Origin of the sequence: Nocardioides currus (assembly GCF_003057875.1) — a bacterium.
In the GTDB taxonomy this organism is placed as follows: Bacteria; Actinomycetota; Actinomycetes; order Propionibacteriales; family Nocardioidaceae; genus Nocardioides; species Nocardioides currus.
This window is the reverse complement of sequence record NZ_PYXZ01000002.1, coordinates 333,226-349,630: the sequence shown is the minus strand read 5'-3', so window position 1 is coordinate 349,630 and position 16,405 is coordinate 333,226. Positions and strand designations below refer to the sequence as shown.

Below are 16,405 nucleotides of genomic sequence, written 5' to 3'. Positions count from 1 at the left end.
TCGGGCGACTCACTCCCACTCGATGGTGCCGGGCGGCTTCGAGGTGATGTCGACGGTGACGCGGTTGATGTCGGCGACCTCGTTGGTGATGCGGGTCGAGATCCGCTCCATCACGTCGTAGGGCAGCCGGGCCCAGTCGGCGGTCATCGCGTCCTCCGAGGTCACGGGGCGCAGGACGACCGGGTGGCCGTAGGTGCGGCCGTCGCCTTGTACGCCGACCGAGCGGACGTCCGCCAGCAGCACGACCGGCATCTGCCAGATGTCGCGGTCGAGCCCCGCCCGCGTCAGCTCCTCGCGGGCGATGGCGTCGGCGTCGCGGAGCAGGTCGAGCCGCTCGCGGGTCACCTCGCCGATGATGCGGATGCCCAGGCCGGGACCCGGGAAGGGCTGGCGCCACACCATGGTCGAGGGCAGGCCGAGCTGCTCGCCGACGGCGCGGACCTCGTCCTTGAACAGCGTCCGCAGCGGCTCGACGAGCTCGAACTGCAGGTCGTCGGGCAGCCCGCCCACGTTGTGGTGGGACTTGATGGTCGAGGTGCCGGCGCCGCCGCCGGACTCGACGACGTCGGGGTAGAGGGTGCCCTGGACCAGCCAGGCGGTGGCCCGGTCGTCGGCAGAGCCCGCGGCCAGGCCGCCGAAGACGCGGACCTCGGCCGCCTCGAAGGTGCGGATGAACTCGCGGCCGATGATCTTGCGCTTCTCCTCGGGGTCGTGGACCCCCGCGAGGGCGTCGAGGAACTGGTCGGAGGCGTCGACCACGTCGAGGGCGGCGAAGACCTCCTCGAAGTCGCGCCTGACCTGCTCGGTCTCTCCCTTGCGCATCATCCCGTGGTCGACGTAGACGCAGGTCAGCCGGTCGCCGATGGCGCGCTGCACGATCGCGGCCGCGACGGCGGAGTCGACGCCGCCGGACAGCGCGCAGATGGCGCGCCCGGTCTCGCCGATCTGGGAGCGGATGCGCTCGACCTGCTCCTCGACGATGTTGACCATGGTCCAGGTCTGGCGGCAGCCGGCGATCTCGTGCAGGAAGTGCTCGAGCACCTGCTGACCGTGCTCGGAGTGCAGCACCTCCGGGTGCCACTGCACGCCGGCGAGGCCGCGATCGACGTCCTCGAACGCCGCGACCGGCGTGACGTCGGTCGAGGCGAGCACGGTGAAGCCGGCCGGCGCGCTTGCCACCGAGTCGCCGTGGGACATCCACACGTTGTGCGCCTCGGGGATGCCGGCGAGCAGCGTGCCGGGGGTGGTGACGGCGACGGGCGTGCGGCCGTACTCCCGAGCACCGGTGTGGGCGACCTCGCCGCCGAGCCCGGAGGCCATCAGCTGGAAGCCGTAGCACATGCCGAAGACCGGGGTGCCCGAGGTGAAGATCGCGGTGTCGATGCCGGGGGCGCCGTCGGCGTACACCGACGAGGGGCCGCCGCTGAGGATGATCGCCTTGGGGTTGCGCGCCAGCATCTCGGCGACCGGGAGCGTGTGCGGCACGATCTCGGAGTAGACCCGCGCCTCGCGGACCCGGCGGGCGATCAGCTGGGCGTACTGGGCACCGAAGTCGACGACGAGGACGAGGTCGTGGTCAGGGGTCGCGGTCACCCCCGAAGGGTACCGAGCGCAGCGCGTCGCGGCTCAAATGGCACCAGGGCCCGACGGGGAGGGAGGAAGTCGGGCCCTGGAAGTCCCGAGCTGCTGAAGACAGAGCTGGGGCAGAGAGTCCCGACCACTGGGAGGGAGCGATTCCGCCGGGTCTCTCACCCGTGCCAACGACCCCTCGTGGAGGGGGTTACGGCACGGACGGACAAAGTTCGGAACCGACGCCGGCTCGGATGGGAACGACTTCCGAGGAGCTCAGCTGACGCCGACGATGGGCAGGCGCAGGGCGGCCGGTGCGTCCACCGGGACCACCGGGTTCTTCGGCTCGACCGGCACGAGCTGCTGGTACGCCGCACCGAGCTCGGGCCTCGTGTCGCGCTCGTCCTTGTTGGGCCAGTAGGCCATGGCCCGCTCGGCCTGCGCGGTGATGGTCAGCGACGGGTTGACCCCGAGGTTGGCCGAGATCGCCGACCCGTCGACGACGTGCAGGCCGGGATGGCCGTACATCCGCTGGTAGGGGTCGACGACGCCGGTCTCGGGCGAGTCGCCGATCGCGCAGCCACCGATGAAGTGGGCCGTCAGCGGCATGCCGAGCGGCTCACCGACCGCGCCGTACGCCTGCCTGGCCCTCATCACGCGCGCCAGGCGGCGTACGGCCTCGTAGGCGGCGGGTATGTAGGTCGGGTTGGGCGCGCCGTGGCCCTGCACCGACGACATGTAGCCGACGCGGCCGCGCTGGCGCCACACCGTGGTGATGGAGTTGTCGAGGGTCTGCATGACCAGGGCGACCACCGTGCGGCGCGACCAGGTGTTCAGGGAGTAGAGGTCCCTGAGCCCGTTGCGCTGGCGCCACATCTCCTTGGCCCAGGTGCGCCAGCGCGGCTCGCCTTCCATCTCGTCGACGAGGACGGTCGCCATCAGCGGCATGATGTTGCGGCCGGGGCCGTAGCGGACCGGCTCGACGTGGGTGTGCTCGTCGGGGTGGAACGACGACGTGATCGCCACCCCGTCGCTCCAGTCGACCTCGTCGTCGTTGGCGGTCGCCCACAAGATGGCCTCGGAGTTGGTGCGGGTCAGCACGCCGAGACGGTCGGAGACGGCCGGCAGCGAGCCCTGGGCCTTGAGCCGGTGCAGCAGCTTCTGGGTGCCGAGCGCCGCCGCGGAGAAGACGACCTGGTCGGCCGTGAAGGTCTTCACGGCGTCCTTGCGCGACAGCTTCGCCTTGGTCCAGCGGGCCGTGACCTCGTAGCCGCCGTCGGGCCGCGGGCGCACGTCGGTGACCGTGGTGAGGGGGTGGACGACCGCACCCGCCTGCTCGGCGAGGTGGAGGTAGTTCTTGACCAGCGTGTTCTTGGCGTTGTGGCGACAGCCGGTCATGCAGGAGCCGCAGTTGGTGCAGGTGTTGCGGTCGGGCCCGACGCCCCCGAAGTAGGGGTCGGCGACCCGCTCGCCCTCCTGCTGGCCCGGCTCGCCGAGGAAGACGCCGACCGGCGTCGGGTGGAACGTGTCGCCCACGCCCATCTCGTCGGCGACCTTCTTCATGGCGACGTCGGCCGGGGTGGTGCGGGCGTACTCCGCGACGCCGAGCATCCGCTTGGCCTGGTCGTAGTAGGGCGCGAGCTCGCCCTTCCAGTCGGTGATGTGGGCCCACTGCGGGTCCTGGTAGAACTTCTCGAGGGGCTCGTAGAGCGTGTTGGCGTAGACCAGCGACCCGCCACCCACCCCGGCGCCGGCGAGGATGAAGCAGTCGTTGACGATGTCGATGCGCTGGATGCCGTACATCCCGAGCTCGGGGCGGAAGATGAACTTCTTCGCGTCGCCGCCGTTCTCCGGGAAGTCATCGTCCTCGAAGCGGGCGCCGGCCTCGAGCACGCCGACGGTGTAGCCCTTCTCGGTCAGTCGCAGCGCGGTGACCGAGCCGCCGAAGCCGGACCCGATGACCAGGACGTCGTAGTGGGTCCGCCCGGGGTCCTCGCGGCGTTGTTCGGCGGAGGAGCGAAGCGGGGGAGGCGAAGAACGCCGTGGGGATCTCATGCCCGGCCCAGCTTCTTCATCACCCGCAGGTTGGCGGTCATCACCTTGGCGTAGGCCTCGTCGGACATCCCGAACATCGGCGCGAAGCGCAGGCCGCGTTGGGTCGCGACGGCCTGCGACTCGGTGTAGCGGTGGATGCCCTCCGCGCCCTGGCGGCGGCCCATCCCCGACTCGCGCATGCCGCCCATCGGCGAGTCGATGCTGGCGAACGTGGCACCGAAGGCCTCGTTGATGTTGACCGTGCCGCACCTGATCTCGCGGGCGATCGCGCGGCCCCGGTCACCGTCCTGGGTGTAGATCGAGGCGTTCAGGCCGTACTCCCCCGCGTTGGCGCGGGCGACGGCGTCGGACTCGTCGTGGAAGCGGTAGACCGAGACGACTGGGCCGAAGGTCTCCTGGCCGAAGCAGGTCATGTCGGGGGTGACGCCCTCGAGGATGGTCGGCTCGAAGAAGAACGGCCCGAGGTCGGGACGCGCCTTGCCGCCGGCGAGCACCCGCGCACCCTTGGCGACGGCGTCGTCGACGTGCGCCTGCACGGTCTCGAGCTGCGCCTGCGAGATGAGCGTGCCCATGTCGACGCCCCAGTCCATGGAGGCGCCCAGCGACATCGCCTCGGTGCGGGCGACGAACCGCTCGACGAAGCGGTCGTAGACCTGGTCGGCGACGAACATCCGCTCGGTCGAGACGCAGAGCTGGCCGGCGTTGGAGAAGGACGCGCGTACGGCGCCCTCGGCCGCCTTCTCGATGTGCGCGTCGCGCAGCACCAGGATCGGGTTCTTGCCGCCGAGCTCGAGCGAGGACCCGATCAGGCGCTCGGCGCACTGCGTCGCGATCAGCCTGCCGGTGGCGGTGGAGCCGGTGAAGCAGATGTAGTCGGAGCGCTCGATCATCGGCGTGCCGATCTCGCGCCCCACGCCGGCGACGACGTTCCACACGCCCTCGGGGAAGCCGGCCTCCTCGAGGAGCTGGGCGCCGAGCAGCGCCGAGAGCATGGTCTGCGCGTCGGGCTTGGCGACCACGGCGTTGCCGGCGAGCAGGGCGGGCAGGCCGTCGCACAGCGCCATGGTGAAGGGGTAGTTCCACGGCGAGATGATGCCGACGACGCCCTTGGGCACGCTGTTGACCTCGACCCGCGTCAGGCCCGGCACGACGCCGAGCTTGCGCTGAGTGTCGAGGTGGGCGTGCGCCGTACGCCCGTAGTAGCGAGCGGTGAGCGCGACGTGCATCGGCTCGTCGAAGGCGTGCTTGCGGGCCTTGCCCGACTCGAGCACGATCAGGTCGATGATCTCGTCCTGGCGGTCGAGCACCAGGTCGTGCAGGCGCAGCAGCATCGCGGCGCGGTCGTCGATCGGGGTGCGCGCCCACGCGGCCTGCGCGCGCCGGGCCCGGGCGTAGGCCTCGGCCACGTCGTCGGTGCTCGACTGGGGGATGTGGGCGATCGGCTGCCCGTTGAGCGGCGAGTGGACCGGCGCGGTCTGCCCGGACGTGCTGACCACGCGCCGGGTCAGGTTGGCGACGTAGTCGGGCTCGAGGGCGTAGGACGCCGCCGGGTCGTGCTCGGGGTCCGAGGGACCGTCGACGAGGTGGCCGGAGGCGGGGGTCTGCTCGCTCATGCAGCGAGCGTAGGCCGCGGGCCGCACCGTTGCTACCCGCCAGTCACCCCGTCCCGCCATTTGACACCTGCCACCCATTTGTCAAACGACCGTCTCGGTTGGTGGGCCCGACCCGCGCCCTGTCAGGGTGGTGGCGTGCCCCCTCGTTCACCGCTGCCCGCCCGCCACGGGCTGAGCGCGGCCTGGGTGCGCACGCCCGACCGGCACCTCGCACCAGCCGACCGGTGGGAGACGATGGCGGACTGGCTGCGGCACAAGCTGCCGTCGCACGTCGACGTCGACGGGTTCCTCGCGACCGACCGGTTCGTGTACGACGACGGAGGGCCGGTCGCCGCGAGCGACCCCTACCGCCCGCACACCTTCGTCTGGTTCCACCGCGACCTGCGCGACGAGGTCGAGGTGCCGGGCCTGCTCGAGGTGGTCCACCGCGACGAGCGGATCCTCGTGGTCGACAAGCCGCCGTTCCTCTCGACCATCCCGCGCGGCCAGCACGTCCTGCAGAGCGTGGTGGTGCGGCTGCGCCACGAGCTCGGGCTGCCGGAGCTCTCGACCCTGCACCGCCTCGACCGCATCACGTCGGGGCTGCTGCTGCTCGCGGTCTCGCGCGAGTGGCGTGGGCCCTATCAGGTGATGTTCGAGCACGGGACGGTCCGCAAGACCTACCGCGCCGTCGCGCCCTACCGTCCCGACCTCGAGCTCCCCACGACCGTCCGCGACCACATCCGCAAGGTCCGCGGCTCCTGGCAGGCGGAGGTGGTGCCGGACGAGCCGGTCAACGCCGAGACCCTCGTCGAGCTCGAGTCGCGGATCGGGGACGACCTCGCGGTCTACCGCCTCACCCCACGGACGGGGCGGACGCACCAGCTCCGCCTGCACCTGGCCGGCTTGGGCATCCCGATCGTCGGCGACCCGCTCTACCCCGTCGTGCGCGAGACCGAGGTCGACGACTTCTCGACCCCGCTCCAGCTGCTCGCCGCCGAGCTGGCCTTCACCGACCCGGTCGACGGCTCGCCGCGCCGCTTCGTCAGCTCGCGGGTCCTGCCGCTGGCGCCGCCCTAGCCCTCAGAGGTCCTTGCGGAAGTGCACGTCGGCCTGGCCGTCGACCGGCATCCCGTCCCAGCGGAAGATCTCGCGGTAGCCGTGCTTCTCGTAGAAGCCCGGCGCCTGGAACGTGAAGGACGTGACGAAGACCCGGCGCGCGCCACGGGTGCGCGCCTCGTCCTCGAAGGCCGTGAGCAGCCGCGCTCCGACCCCGGTCCCGCGCTGGTCCTCACGGACCCAGGTCATGCCGATCCCGGCCGCCTCCTGCCAGGTCCAGCCGCTGACCCCGCCGAGCAGCTCGTCACCGTCGAGCGCCTGCACCGTCAGCTCGACCGCGGACGGGCCGGGCACAGCCGCCGCGTTGAAGCGGTCGAGCTCGTGGGAGAGCCGCTGGTCGAGGGCCGGGTCGGCGGCACTGGTCACGATCCGTGGGGTCACGATCCGCATGGTGGCACGTCTCGCCTCGGCGCTACCGGACCGTACGGCTGCCCGGGGCGCGCCACGACCACCCGACCGTCCGGTAGCGCTGGGTCCTCATGCGCGGACGCGCTGCCCGAGCCGTTCGACGAGGCCTTGGTGGAACCAAGGAGGGGTCGACACCGCCTCGACGGTGCTGGGAACGGCCGTGGTCATCAGCCGATGACGACCTCGACGCGCTGGAACTCCTTGAGCTCGAGGTAGCCCGTGGTGGCCATCGAGCGGCGCAGCGCGCCGATCAGGTTCATGGTGCCGTCGGCGACGCGGGAGGGCCCGAAGAGGATCTCCTCCATCGTGCCGACCCGACCGAACTCGACGCGCTCGCCGCGCGGCAGGTCGGGGTGGTGGGCCTCGCCGCCCCAGTGGAAGCCGTGGCCCGGAGCGTCGGTCGCGCGGGCGAGGGGCGAACCGACCATCACCGCGTCGGCGCCGCAGGCGATGGCCTTGGCGACGTCGCCCGAGCGGCCGATGGAGCCGTCGGCGATGACGTGGACGTAGCGACCGCCGGACTCGTCGAGGTAGTCGCGCCGGGCGGCGGCGACGTCGGCGACCGCCGAGGCCATGGGTACGGCGACGCCGAGCACCGTCCTCGTCGTGTGGGCCGCTCCCCCGCCGAACCCGACGAGCACCCCGGCCGCGCCGGTGCGCATGAGGTGCAGCGAGGCCTGGTAGGTCGCGCACCCGCCGACGATGACCGGCACGTCGAGCTCGTAGATGAACTCCTTGAGGTTCAGCGGCTCGGCCTGCGAGGACACGTGCTCGGCGCTGACGGTGGTGCCGCGGATGACGAACATGTCGACGCCGGCGTCGACGACGGCCTTGGCGAACTCCTTGGTGCGCTGCGGTGAGAGCGAGCCCGCCACGGTGACCCCGGCCTGGCGCATCTGCTGGAGGCGGGCGGTGATCAGCTCGGCCTTGATCGGCTCGGTGTAGATCTCCTGCATGCGGCGGGTGGCGTCGCTGCCGCGGAGGCCGGCCACCTCCTCGAGGAGTCCCGACGGGTCGTCGTACCGCGTCCAGAGGCCCTCGAGGTTGAGGACGCCGAGCCCACCGAGCTTGCCGAAGGCGATGGCCGTCTCGGGTGACATCACCGAGTCCATCGGCGCGGCCAGGACGGGGAGCTCGAAGCGGTAGGCGTCGATCTGCCAGGCGGTGCTGACCTCCTCGGGGTCGCGGGTGCGCCGCGAGGGCACGATCGCGATGTCGTCGAAGGAGTAGGCGCGGCGGGCGCGCTTGGCTCGGCCGATCTCGATCTCAGTCACGCGGGGCAGCCTATCGGTGCAGGACTGCCCCGCGTGCCGAGCAGGTCAGCGTCCGGAGTAGGCCCAGGCGCTGACGTTCAACGTGTTCTCCAGGCCGGTGAAGCCCTCCACCGGCGCATAGGTGTCGGTGACGAAGGCGACGTTGGCGTCGTCGGCGGTGCCGCCGATGCCGTCGGGGCCCACGCCGTAGAGGTTGGTGGCGAAGTTGGCGCCACCGCTGTCCATCATGTTCCCGACCTCGTCGGCGTTGTCGGTGTGGTAGTTGCCGATCGTGTGACCGACCTCGTGGGCCACCACGTTGGACACGGCTGCCGACACGAACTTCACCCGGTCGCTCGCCGCGGTCATGAACGTGTTGAGCGAGGACGCCGGCCCGGCCGGGGCGCTGAGGACGTCGAGCAGCACGATGGCCTCGTCCTGGTGGCCGTAGTTGCCCGGATCGATGTACTGCGCGATCCCGATCGTGCTGATGCCCGACTCGGCGATCGTGCCCGCGACGTAGATGTGGGACACGTTCTCCTGCCCGATCAGCTCGGGGTTGGTCCGGGCGTTGAGCACCTCCACGTTGACGTTGGGGTTGAGGCCGCCGGCCTCGAGCTCGGCGTCGAGGTTGGCCTTCACCCCGGCCAGGACCTTGTTCTCGACCTGGCGGGCCGACGCGCGCGGGATGCCCCAGAGCGGGACGAACGACGCGAACGGCGAGACGCTGCGCACGCCCGGACCGCCCCACGTGCCGGTGTTGACCCGGCCCGGCGCGAAGTCGAGGAGCACCGTCTGCGTCCGGCCGCGGTCACCCTGCGTGCCGGGGCGGTAGCCCTCGACCGTCACCTCGTAGTCGCCGACGAGGCCGCTGACCTCGACGGAGTACCACCCGGCCTCCTCCGCGACGTACGCGATGGTCGTGTTGCCACCACCCGGCAGCGGCGAGGTCGGCGGGTAGAGCGACGAGGCGTCCGTCTCGATGCCGCCCACGCGCTGCTCGCCGGCCGGCGTGCGCACGGTCAGCCCGGTCGCCCCGCCGCCGCTGGTCGCGCCGATGGTGTCGCCGGGCCGCAGGCGCACGGAGTAGAAGTCGGCGTCGAGCTGCTGCGACGCGACGGCGAGGTTGTAGTTGCCCTCGTCGGCGCCACCGGACCCGCTGCCGGAGTCGTTGGGGTCGGCCGGGAGCGGGTCGGAGGAGTAGCCGCCGACCATCACGTAGAAGGTGCCCGGCGCCGGCGGCTTGTAGGACAGCTGGCTGGCCAGCACGCCGAAGGACGCGTCGTCGTTGGCCGCGACCGGCTCGCCGGCGGCGTCGAAGACGACGAGGATCGTGTCGGTCGTCGACGGGCTGCCGATGGTGGACGCGGTCAGGGTGCGGCCGGCTCCGAGCTCCACCTCGTAGAAGTCGAAGTCGTTGCTGCCCGTGCCGGCGCTGCCGTGCGGACCGTCGCCGAGCACGGACGTGGTGGTCACGCGGCCACCCGTGGCCGGGATCGCGGCGTCGGTGGCCAGCGGGATGGAGCCCTGGTCCTCCGTCGTCGTGATCGCGCGTGTGGCCGGGGCCGCGGTGGCGGCCAGCTCACCGAGGATCCGCACGCGCTGGTTGCGCGTGGCCGCCGTACCGAAGCCGTCGATCGGCTCGGCGTCGGGGTGCGAGTCGTTGGTGCCCACCACACCGGCGGGCTCCTGCTCGTCGTAGACGAACGGCGGCACGCTCGGCGCCGCGAGCGCGGCCTGCCGGTTGGCGGCGAGCTTGGCCGAGTCGGCACGCTTGGCCGCGGCGGCGTCCATCTTCTTGTTCCACGACCAGTAGTCGGCGCTGGAGATGTCCGGCAGGTTGGCGAGGTAGGGGTTGGGGTTGACGGCGGGCGACAGGCTCGCCGCTCCCCCACCACCCTTGGGTGCGACCTGGAGGCCCAGGTCGAGGGCCGACTGCTGCGTCGGGGTGAGGGCGTCGCCCTCCGCTGCCCCCACCGCCATCGCCGGCATGGTCAGGCCGAGGACGCCGGCAATGCCGGTCGCGGCCATGATTGATCTGCGCACAGGTGCGCTCCTCCCGAGAGAAACCCGGAACGAAGCCGATGCGGCCGATCTGTGGTGCGTGGTCCCAGGGCCCCGTTCCCTGACTCCTGCAACCTAGGTGCAGGAGTGGGCGGCGCGCCAGAGCGAGATCGAAGTGATCCGATCAGCTGCCGGAGTAGTTGGGCGCCTCGACCGTCATCTGTACGCCGTGGGGGTGGCTCTCCTTGAGCGAGGCGGACGTGATCCGGACAAACCGACCGCGCTCCTGGAGCTCGGGCACCGTGCGAGCCCCGGTGTAGAACATCGACTGGTTGAGGCCGCCGATGAGCTGGTGGGCGACGGCACCGAGCGGCCCGCGGTAGGCGACCTGGCCCTCGATGCCCTCGGGGACGATCTTGTCGTCACTGGTGACCTCGGCCTGGAAGTAGCGGTCCTTGGAGTAGGACTTCTTGCCACGGCTGCTCATCGCGCCGAGCGAGCCCATCCCGCGGTAGGACTTGAACTGCTTGCCGTTGACGAACACGAGGTCGCCCGGGGACTCCTCGCAGCCGGCGAGCAGCGAGCCGAGCATCACCGAGTCGGCGCCGGCGACCAGCGCCTTGGCGATCTCGCCGGAGTGCTTCATGCCGCCGTCGGCGATGACCGGGACGCCGGCGGGCTTGCACGCCAGCGACGCCTCGTAGATCGCGGTGACCTGCGGGACGCCCACGCCGGTGACGACCCGGGTCGTGCAGATCGAGCCGGGTCCCACGCCCACCTTCACCGCGTCGGCACCCGCGTCGACGAACGACTGCGCGCCCTCTCGGGTGGCGACGTTGCCGCCGATCACCTGCACGTGCCTGGTCGCGGGGTCGCTCTTGAGGCGTCGGACCATGTCGAGCAGGAGGTGGACGTGGCCGTGTGCGGTGTCGGCGACGAGCACGTCGACGCCCGCCTCGACGAGGGTCGTGGCCCGCTCCCAGGCGTCACCGAAGTAGCCGATCGCGGCACCGACGAGCAGGCGGCCGTCGGCGTCGTTGGACGCGTGCGGGAACTGCTCGGACTTCACGAAGTCCTTGACGGTGATGAGGCCGCCGAGGCGGCCGTCGGCGTCGATCAGGGGCAGGCGCTCGCGCTTGTGCGCGCGGAGCAGTGCCGTCGCCTCGTCGCGGGAGACCCCGACCGGGCCGGTGATCAGGCCCTCGGCCGTCATCACCTCGTTGACCTTGGTGGTGGCCCACTCCGCGACGGGCGTGAAGCGGAGGTCGCGGTTGGTGATGATGCCCAGCAGCCGGTTGTCGAGGTCGACGACCGGGAGCCCGGACACGCGGTACTCCCCACAGATCCGGTCGAGCTCCTCGAGCGTCGCGTCGGGACCGATGGTGACCGGGTTGGAGATGATGCCCGTCTGGGTCCGCTTCACGAGGTCGACCTGATAGGCCTGGTCCTCGATGGAGAGGTTGCGGTGGAGCACGCCGATGCCGCCCTCGCGGGCCATGGCGATCGCCATCCGCGACTCGGTGACGGTGTCCATCGCTGCGCTGATGAGCGGCACCTTGAGCGAGATCTCGCGTGTCAGCCGCGATGTCGTGTCGATGTCCTGGGGCGCGAGGTCGGACTCACCCGGCAGCAGCAGGACGTCGTCGTAGGTGAGGCCCAGCGCGGCAAACTTCTCGGGGATCTCCACCCCCCGGAGTCTAACGCTCGCTCACAGCCGCGTGGCCTCCAGGTCGCGCAGCGGGACCCGCACGCTCAACACCTCGCCCGACATCCGGATCCGCCCGCGCAGCCCCGAGCCGAGCACCATCGGCAGCACGGCTTGGTTGTCGGCCCCGGTGACCAGCACCAGCTCGTCGTCGCCGAGTCGTGCCGCGGCCCGCGCCCCCTCCAGCAGCAGTCGGGAGCCGATGCCCTGGCGCCGCCACGCCGGGTCCACCTCGAGGGCCAGGCGGCGGCTGCCGGGAGAGACCTGCTCGGCGAGGAGGGCCCGGCCCACCGGCGTGCCCTCCACCTCCGCGACCACCTCGTGCGTCGAGGTGACGAACTCGGGAGTGCGCCCGGTCCCCAGCCGTCGTCCGGGCGTCGGGGAGGCCATCGCCTCGCGGCCGCGCTGGAGCACGTCGCTGACCAGGGCCGCCATGCTCGCGCCGCGGGCGTGCTCGGTCGCGGTGAAGGGCGCCGCCCGGTGGATCTGCACGGCGACGTCGCCGACCGTCATCTCCATGGCGTCCTGCGCGACGCTGTCGTCGGCCGGCTCGGGGTCGGCGTCGAAGAGCGCCGCCACCACCTCGGGGAAGCGGGCGGGCTGCGCCAGGATCGAGCGCGCCGCCTGCACGTAGCGCAGCGGCTGGTCGACGAGGGCGTCGGGCGTGCACGGCAGCGAGACGACCGCCTGCGCGCCGGCCCGCGCGACGAGCTCCCCCACCTCGTCGGCGTCCCAGTGCGCCGGCACCTCCAGCACCAGCTCGTCGGTCACCGACTCGACGCCGGGAAAGACCTGCACGGCCAGGATGTTCACCCCGGCTGCGCCGCACTCCTGGGCCAGGGTCGCCAAGGTCCCCGGTCGGTCCGGCATGGATGTTCGCACTCGCCACAACATGGGACGACTCTCGCCGTGCGATGTTGCCGGAGGAGTCCCACGATGTTTCGGGCGCGAAAATCCTTGCTGGGCGGACCCTGCACAATGTCCCGGTGCCGCTGACCCGACCGACGCCCCGCGCCGTGGTCGCGCTGTCCATGGTGGCGGCCGTCCTGGGGCGCATCCCCTCACTGCAGTGGCCGATGCGCCCCGACGAGGCGGGCTTCCTGCTGGTGGCCCGCGCCTGGCACCCCGAGCCGGACAGCATGTTCGGCACCTACTGGGTCGACCGGCCGCCGCCGATCATCGCGCTGTTCAAGCTCAGCGACTGGATCGGCGGTCCCTACTTCATCCGCGTGGTCGCCGCCGTCGCCGCCGCCGTGTTCGTCCTCGCCGCGGCTGGTACGGCGCGACGCCTCGCCGACTACGCCGGGGCCCGCGGCGCCGACCGGATCGGTGCGTGGGTCGCGGTCGCCACCGCCGCCCTGACCTCGCAGGCCGCCATCGACTCGGTGGCGGCGAAGGGCGAGATCCTCGGACTGCCCGTGGTGATGGGTGCGTGCTGGTTCGCGATCGGCGCGCTGATGCGTCGCTCGGTGTGGCACGCCGGCGCTGCGGGCCTGCTGGCGGTGCTCGCCATCGGCCTCAAGCAGAACCTCTTCGGCGGCCTCGTGTTCGGCGGCGTGCTGCTCCTGGGTGCGCTCCTCACCAAGCGCCTGGACCGCCGCGACTTCACCCGGCTGGCCGGGGCCGCGCTGGCCGGCGGCACTGTCCCCGTGCTCGCCGTCGTCGGCTGGGGCCTGGTCGTGGGGGTCCGGCTGTCCACACTGGCCTTCGTCACCTTCGGCTTCCGGGTGGAGGCGAGCGAGGTGCTGGCCCAGCAGCCCTCGAGTACCATCGACGCGCGCATCCACACGCTGTTCCTGATCACCATCGTGTCCGGCTTGGGCGCCCTGATGCTGTGGTTCGTGCTGCGCGTCCCGCGGCTGGTGCGCCGCTCGGTCGTCCCGACGGCGGCCGTCGCGGCGATGCTCGTGGTCGACTCGGCCGGGGTGTTCCTCAGCGGCAGCTACTGGCGCACCTACCTCCTCGTGCCGATCGCGCCCGCCGTGCTGGCTCTGGGCCTCCTGCTGGCCGACGAGCAGCTGATGGCCCGGCACTGGCGGCACTGGATCGGGCTCACCACGCGGGTGCTGGTCGCCTTCACGGTCGTCAGCTCGGCCGTCAGCGTCGTCGAGTGGGAGCGCACGCGCAACGACTACCTGCCCACGGAGTACCTCACCGGTCGCGCCATCGGCGAGGCTGCGCAGCCCGGTGACACGCTCGTGGCGTACGGCGGTCGCGCGGACATCCAGTGGGCGAGCGGGCTGCGCTCGCCGTACGAGCACCTGTGGTCGCTGCCCATGCGCACCCTCGACCCTGACCTCGACGAGCTCGGCGCGATCCTGACGGGCCCGGACGCCCCGACGTGGTTCGTGCAGTCGAAGCGGCTCGACGAGTGGTCGGAGGCCGGGACCGACGAGATCCGCGAGGAGCTGCTCGAGGACTACGAGCTGGTCTCGATCGCGTGCGGCGCCTATCGCATCTACCACCAGCGGCGGCTGGTGCGACCCGAGCTCGAGGTCGACTGCGACCAGCCGTTCGACCGGCTGGTCCCGATCTTCACCTGAGCCGGCCCGGCTCACGACGCACGACGCCCCGCCCGGCAGTGCCGGACGGGGCGTCGTGGTGGAGCGGGTCGATCAGTGGCCGTGGCCGTGACCGTGGCCCGCGCCGGCGGGCTCTTCTTCCTCGGGCTTGTCGACGATCAGCGTCTCGGTCGTGAGCAGCATGCCCGCGATCGAGGTGGCGTTGACCAGCGCGGAGCGGGTGACCTTGACCGGGTCGAGGACGCCCTGGGCCACCAGGTCGCCGTACTCCCCCGTCGCGGCGTTGTAGCCGTTGCCGATGCCGAGCTCGCGGACCTTGGTGGTCACGACGTAGCCGTTGACGCCACCGTTCTCGGCGATCCAGCGCAGCGGCTCGTCGGCGGCCTTGCGGACGATGCGAGCACCGACAGCCTCGTCGCCGCTGAGCCCGAGGTCGTCCTCGAGCACGGAGACGGCGTGGATGAGCGCGGAGCCACCGCCGGGGACGATGCCCTCCTCGATCGCGGCGCGGGTCGCGGAGACGGCGTCCTCGATGCGGTGCTTCTTCTCCTTCAGCTCCACCTCGGTGGCGGCGCCGACCTTGATCACGCAGACACCGCCGGCGAGCTTGGCGAGGCGCTCCTGGAGCTTCTCGCGGTCCCAGTCGGAGTCGGACGACTCGATCTCGGCCTTGATCTGGTTGACGCGGCCCTCGACGGCGCTGGCCTCGCCCGCACCCTCGATGATCGTGGTGTTGTCCTTGGTGATCACGACGCGACGGGCCTGGCCCAGCACCTCGAGACCGACCTGGTCGAGCTTGAGTCCGACCTCGGGGGCGACGACCTGACCGCCGGTGAGGACGGCGATGTCCTGCATCATCGCCTTGCGACGGTCACCGAAGGCCGGAGCCTTGACGGCGACGGCGTTGAACGTGCCGCGGATCTTGTTGACGACCAGGGTCGAGAGGGCCTCGCCCTCGACGTCCTCGGCGAGGATGAACAGCGGCTTGCCGGCGGCGATGACCTTCTCGAGCAGCGGCAGCAGCTCCTGGATCGAGCCGATCTTGCCCTGGTGCAGGAGGATGTAGGCGTCGTCGATGACGGCCTCCATGCGCTCGGGGTCGGTGACGAAGTAGGCCGAGATGTAGCCCTTGTCGAACTGCATGCCCTCGGTGAACTCCAGGTCGGTGCCCATGGTGTTGGACTCCTCGACGGTGATCACGCCGTCCTTGCCGACCTTGTCGAAGGCCTCGGCGAGCAGGTCGCCGATGTGGCTGTCGCGGCTCGAGATCGTGGCGACCGACGCCATGTCCTCGCGGGACTCGACCTCGCGGGCGGCCTCGCGCAGCGCGTCGCCGACGGCCTCGGCGGCGGCGTCCATGCCGCGCTTGAGGCCCATCGGGTTGGCACCGGCGGCGACGGCACGCAGGCCCTCGTGCACCATCGCCTGCGCCAGCACGGTCGCGGTGGTCGTGCCGTCACCGGCGACGTCGTTGGTCTTGGTGGCGACCTCCTTGGTGAGCTGCGCACCGAGGTTCTCGAACGGGTCGTCCAGCTCGATCTCGCGAGCGACGGTCACGCCGTCGTTGGTGATGGTGGGCGCGCCCCACTTCTTGTCGAGGACGACGTAGCGGCCCTTGGGGCCGAGCGTCACCTTGACGGCGTTGGCGAGGGCGTCGACGCCGCGCTCGAGGGCGCGACGGGCGTTCTCGTCGAACTCCAGGATCTTGGGCATTCAGGTGCTCCTAGTGGAAGAGAAACCGCCCGGACGTCATACGGAGCGTGACCGATGGGCCACCGCTCGTATGACGTCCGGGCGAGAGGATCAGGAAACGACGGCGAGGACGTCGCGGGCGGACAGGATGAGGTACTCGCCACCGGCGTACTTGACCTCGGTGCCGCCGTACTTGCTGTAGATGACCTTGTCACCCACGGCGACGTCGACGGGGACGCGGTTTCCGTTGTCGTCGACGCGACCCGGACCGATCGCCAGGACCTCGCCCTCCTGGGGCTTCTCCTTGGCGGTGTCCGGGATGACCAGGCCGGAGGCCGTGGTCTGCTCGGCGTCGAGCGGCTTGACGACGATGCGGTCCTCGAGGGGCTTGATGTTGACCGACACTTGTCGACCTCCACTTTCCACTTTGACTGACGTATTGGCTGTGGGCCTGCCGTGATGGGCGCCGTCGCGGGGGTCGCACGT

At 71.3% G+C, this 16,405-nt stretch carries 12 protein-coding genes; 2 read left to right on the top strand and 10 right to left on the bottom strand.

Features of this window, described 5'->3' with window-relative positions; translation table 11 throughout:
• Window positions 1-9 precede the first annotated feature (9 nt).
• From guaA to C7S10_RS06750, 3 genes are all read right to left on the bottom strand, one after another.
• A complete protein-coding gene (guaA, locus tag C7S10_RS06760; RefSeq protein ID WP_108343644.1) occupies window positions 10-1,593 on the bottom strand; it encodes a glutamine-hydrolyzing GMP synthase in 1,584 nt (527 codons plus the stop codon).
• Between the two features lie 252 nt (window positions 1,594-1,845).
• Entirely contained in the window at window positions 1,846-3,624 is a 1,779-nt protein-coding gene (locus C7S10_RS06755) for a GMC oxidoreductase (protein ID WP_108343643.1), read from the bottom strand.
• Window positions 3,621-5,237 (bottom strand): succinic semialdehyde dehydrogenase, encoded by a 1,617-nt coding sequence (locus tag C7S10_RS06750; RefSeq protein WP_108343642.1) that lies wholly within the window; start codon window positions 5,235-5,237, stop codon window positions 3,621-3,623. The genes C7S10_RS06755 and C7S10_RS06750 overlap by 4 nt, the downstream gene beginning before the upstream one ends.
• A 234-nt stretch (window positions 5,238-5,471) precedes the next feature.
• Here C7S10_RS06750 and C7S10_RS06745 point away from each other — a divergent pair, with 234 nt between their 5' ends.
• Window positions 5,472-6,296: a pseudouridine synthase gene (locus C7S10_RS06745; protein ID WP_423802708.1), complete on the top strand. Its 825-nt coding sequence runs from the start codon at window positions 5,472-5,474 to the stop codon at window positions 6,294-6,296.
• Window positions 6,297-6,299: 3 nt separating this feature from the next.
• Here the strand turns inward: C7S10_RS06745 and C7S10_RS06740 are convergent, their stop codons facing one another.
• From C7S10_RS06740 to C7S10_RS06720, 5 genes are all read right to left on the bottom strand, one after another.
• A complete protein-coding gene (locus C7S10_RS06740; protein WP_207769262.1) occupies window positions 6,300-6,716 on the bottom strand; it encodes a GNAT family N-acetyltransferase in 417 nt (138 codons plus the stop codon).
• Window positions 6,717-6,910: 194 nt separating this feature from the next.
• Entirely contained in the window at window positions 6,911-8,017 is a 1,107-nt protein-coding gene (locus C7S10_RS06735; RefSeq protein ID WP_108343639.1) for a GuaB3 family IMP dehydrogenase-related protein, read from the bottom strand.
• Window positions 8,018-8,062: 45 nt separating this feature from the next.
• Window positions 8,063-10,042, bottom strand: coding sequence for a pre-peptidase C-terminal domain-containing protein (locus tag C7S10_RS06730; protein ID WP_133176452.1), 1,980 nt, complete (start codon window positions 10,040-10,042; stop codon window positions 8,063-8,065).
• Between the two features lie 142 nt (window positions 10,043-10,184).
• Entirely contained in the window at window positions 10,185-11,687 is a 1,503-nt protein-coding gene (gene guaB / locus C7S10_RS06725) for an IMP dehydrogenase (RefSeq protein WP_108343637.1), read from the bottom strand.
• 21 nt (window positions 11,688-11,708) lie between these two features.
• A complete protein-coding gene (locus C7S10_RS06720) occupies window positions 11,709-12,599 on the bottom strand; it encodes a GNAT family N-acetyltransferase (protein WP_108343636.1) in 891 nt (296 codons plus the stop codon).
• 92 nt (window positions 12,600-12,691) lie between these two features.
• Between C7S10_RS06720 and C7S10_RS06715 the strand changes: the two genes are divergently transcribed.
• Entirely contained in the window at window positions 12,692-14,248 is a 1,557-nt protein-coding gene (locus C7S10_RS06715; protein ID WP_108343635.1) for a hypothetical protein, read from the top strand.
• A gap of 72 nt (window positions 14,249-14,320) precedes the next feature.
• Here C7S10_RS06715 and groL read toward each other — a convergent pair whose 3' ends face one another.
• Entirely contained in the window at window positions 14,321-15,940 is a 1,620-nt protein-coding gene (gene groL / locus C7S10_RS06710; protein ID WP_108343634.1) for a chaperonin GroEL, read from the bottom strand.
• Between the two features lie 90 nt (window positions 15,941-16,030).
• Entirely contained in the window at window positions 16,031-16,324 is a 294-nt protein-coding gene (gene groES, locus C7S10_RS06705) for a co-chaperone GroES (RefSeq protein ID WP_108343633.1), read from the bottom strand.
• Between the last annotated feature and the right edge of the window lie 81 nt (window positions 16,325-16,405).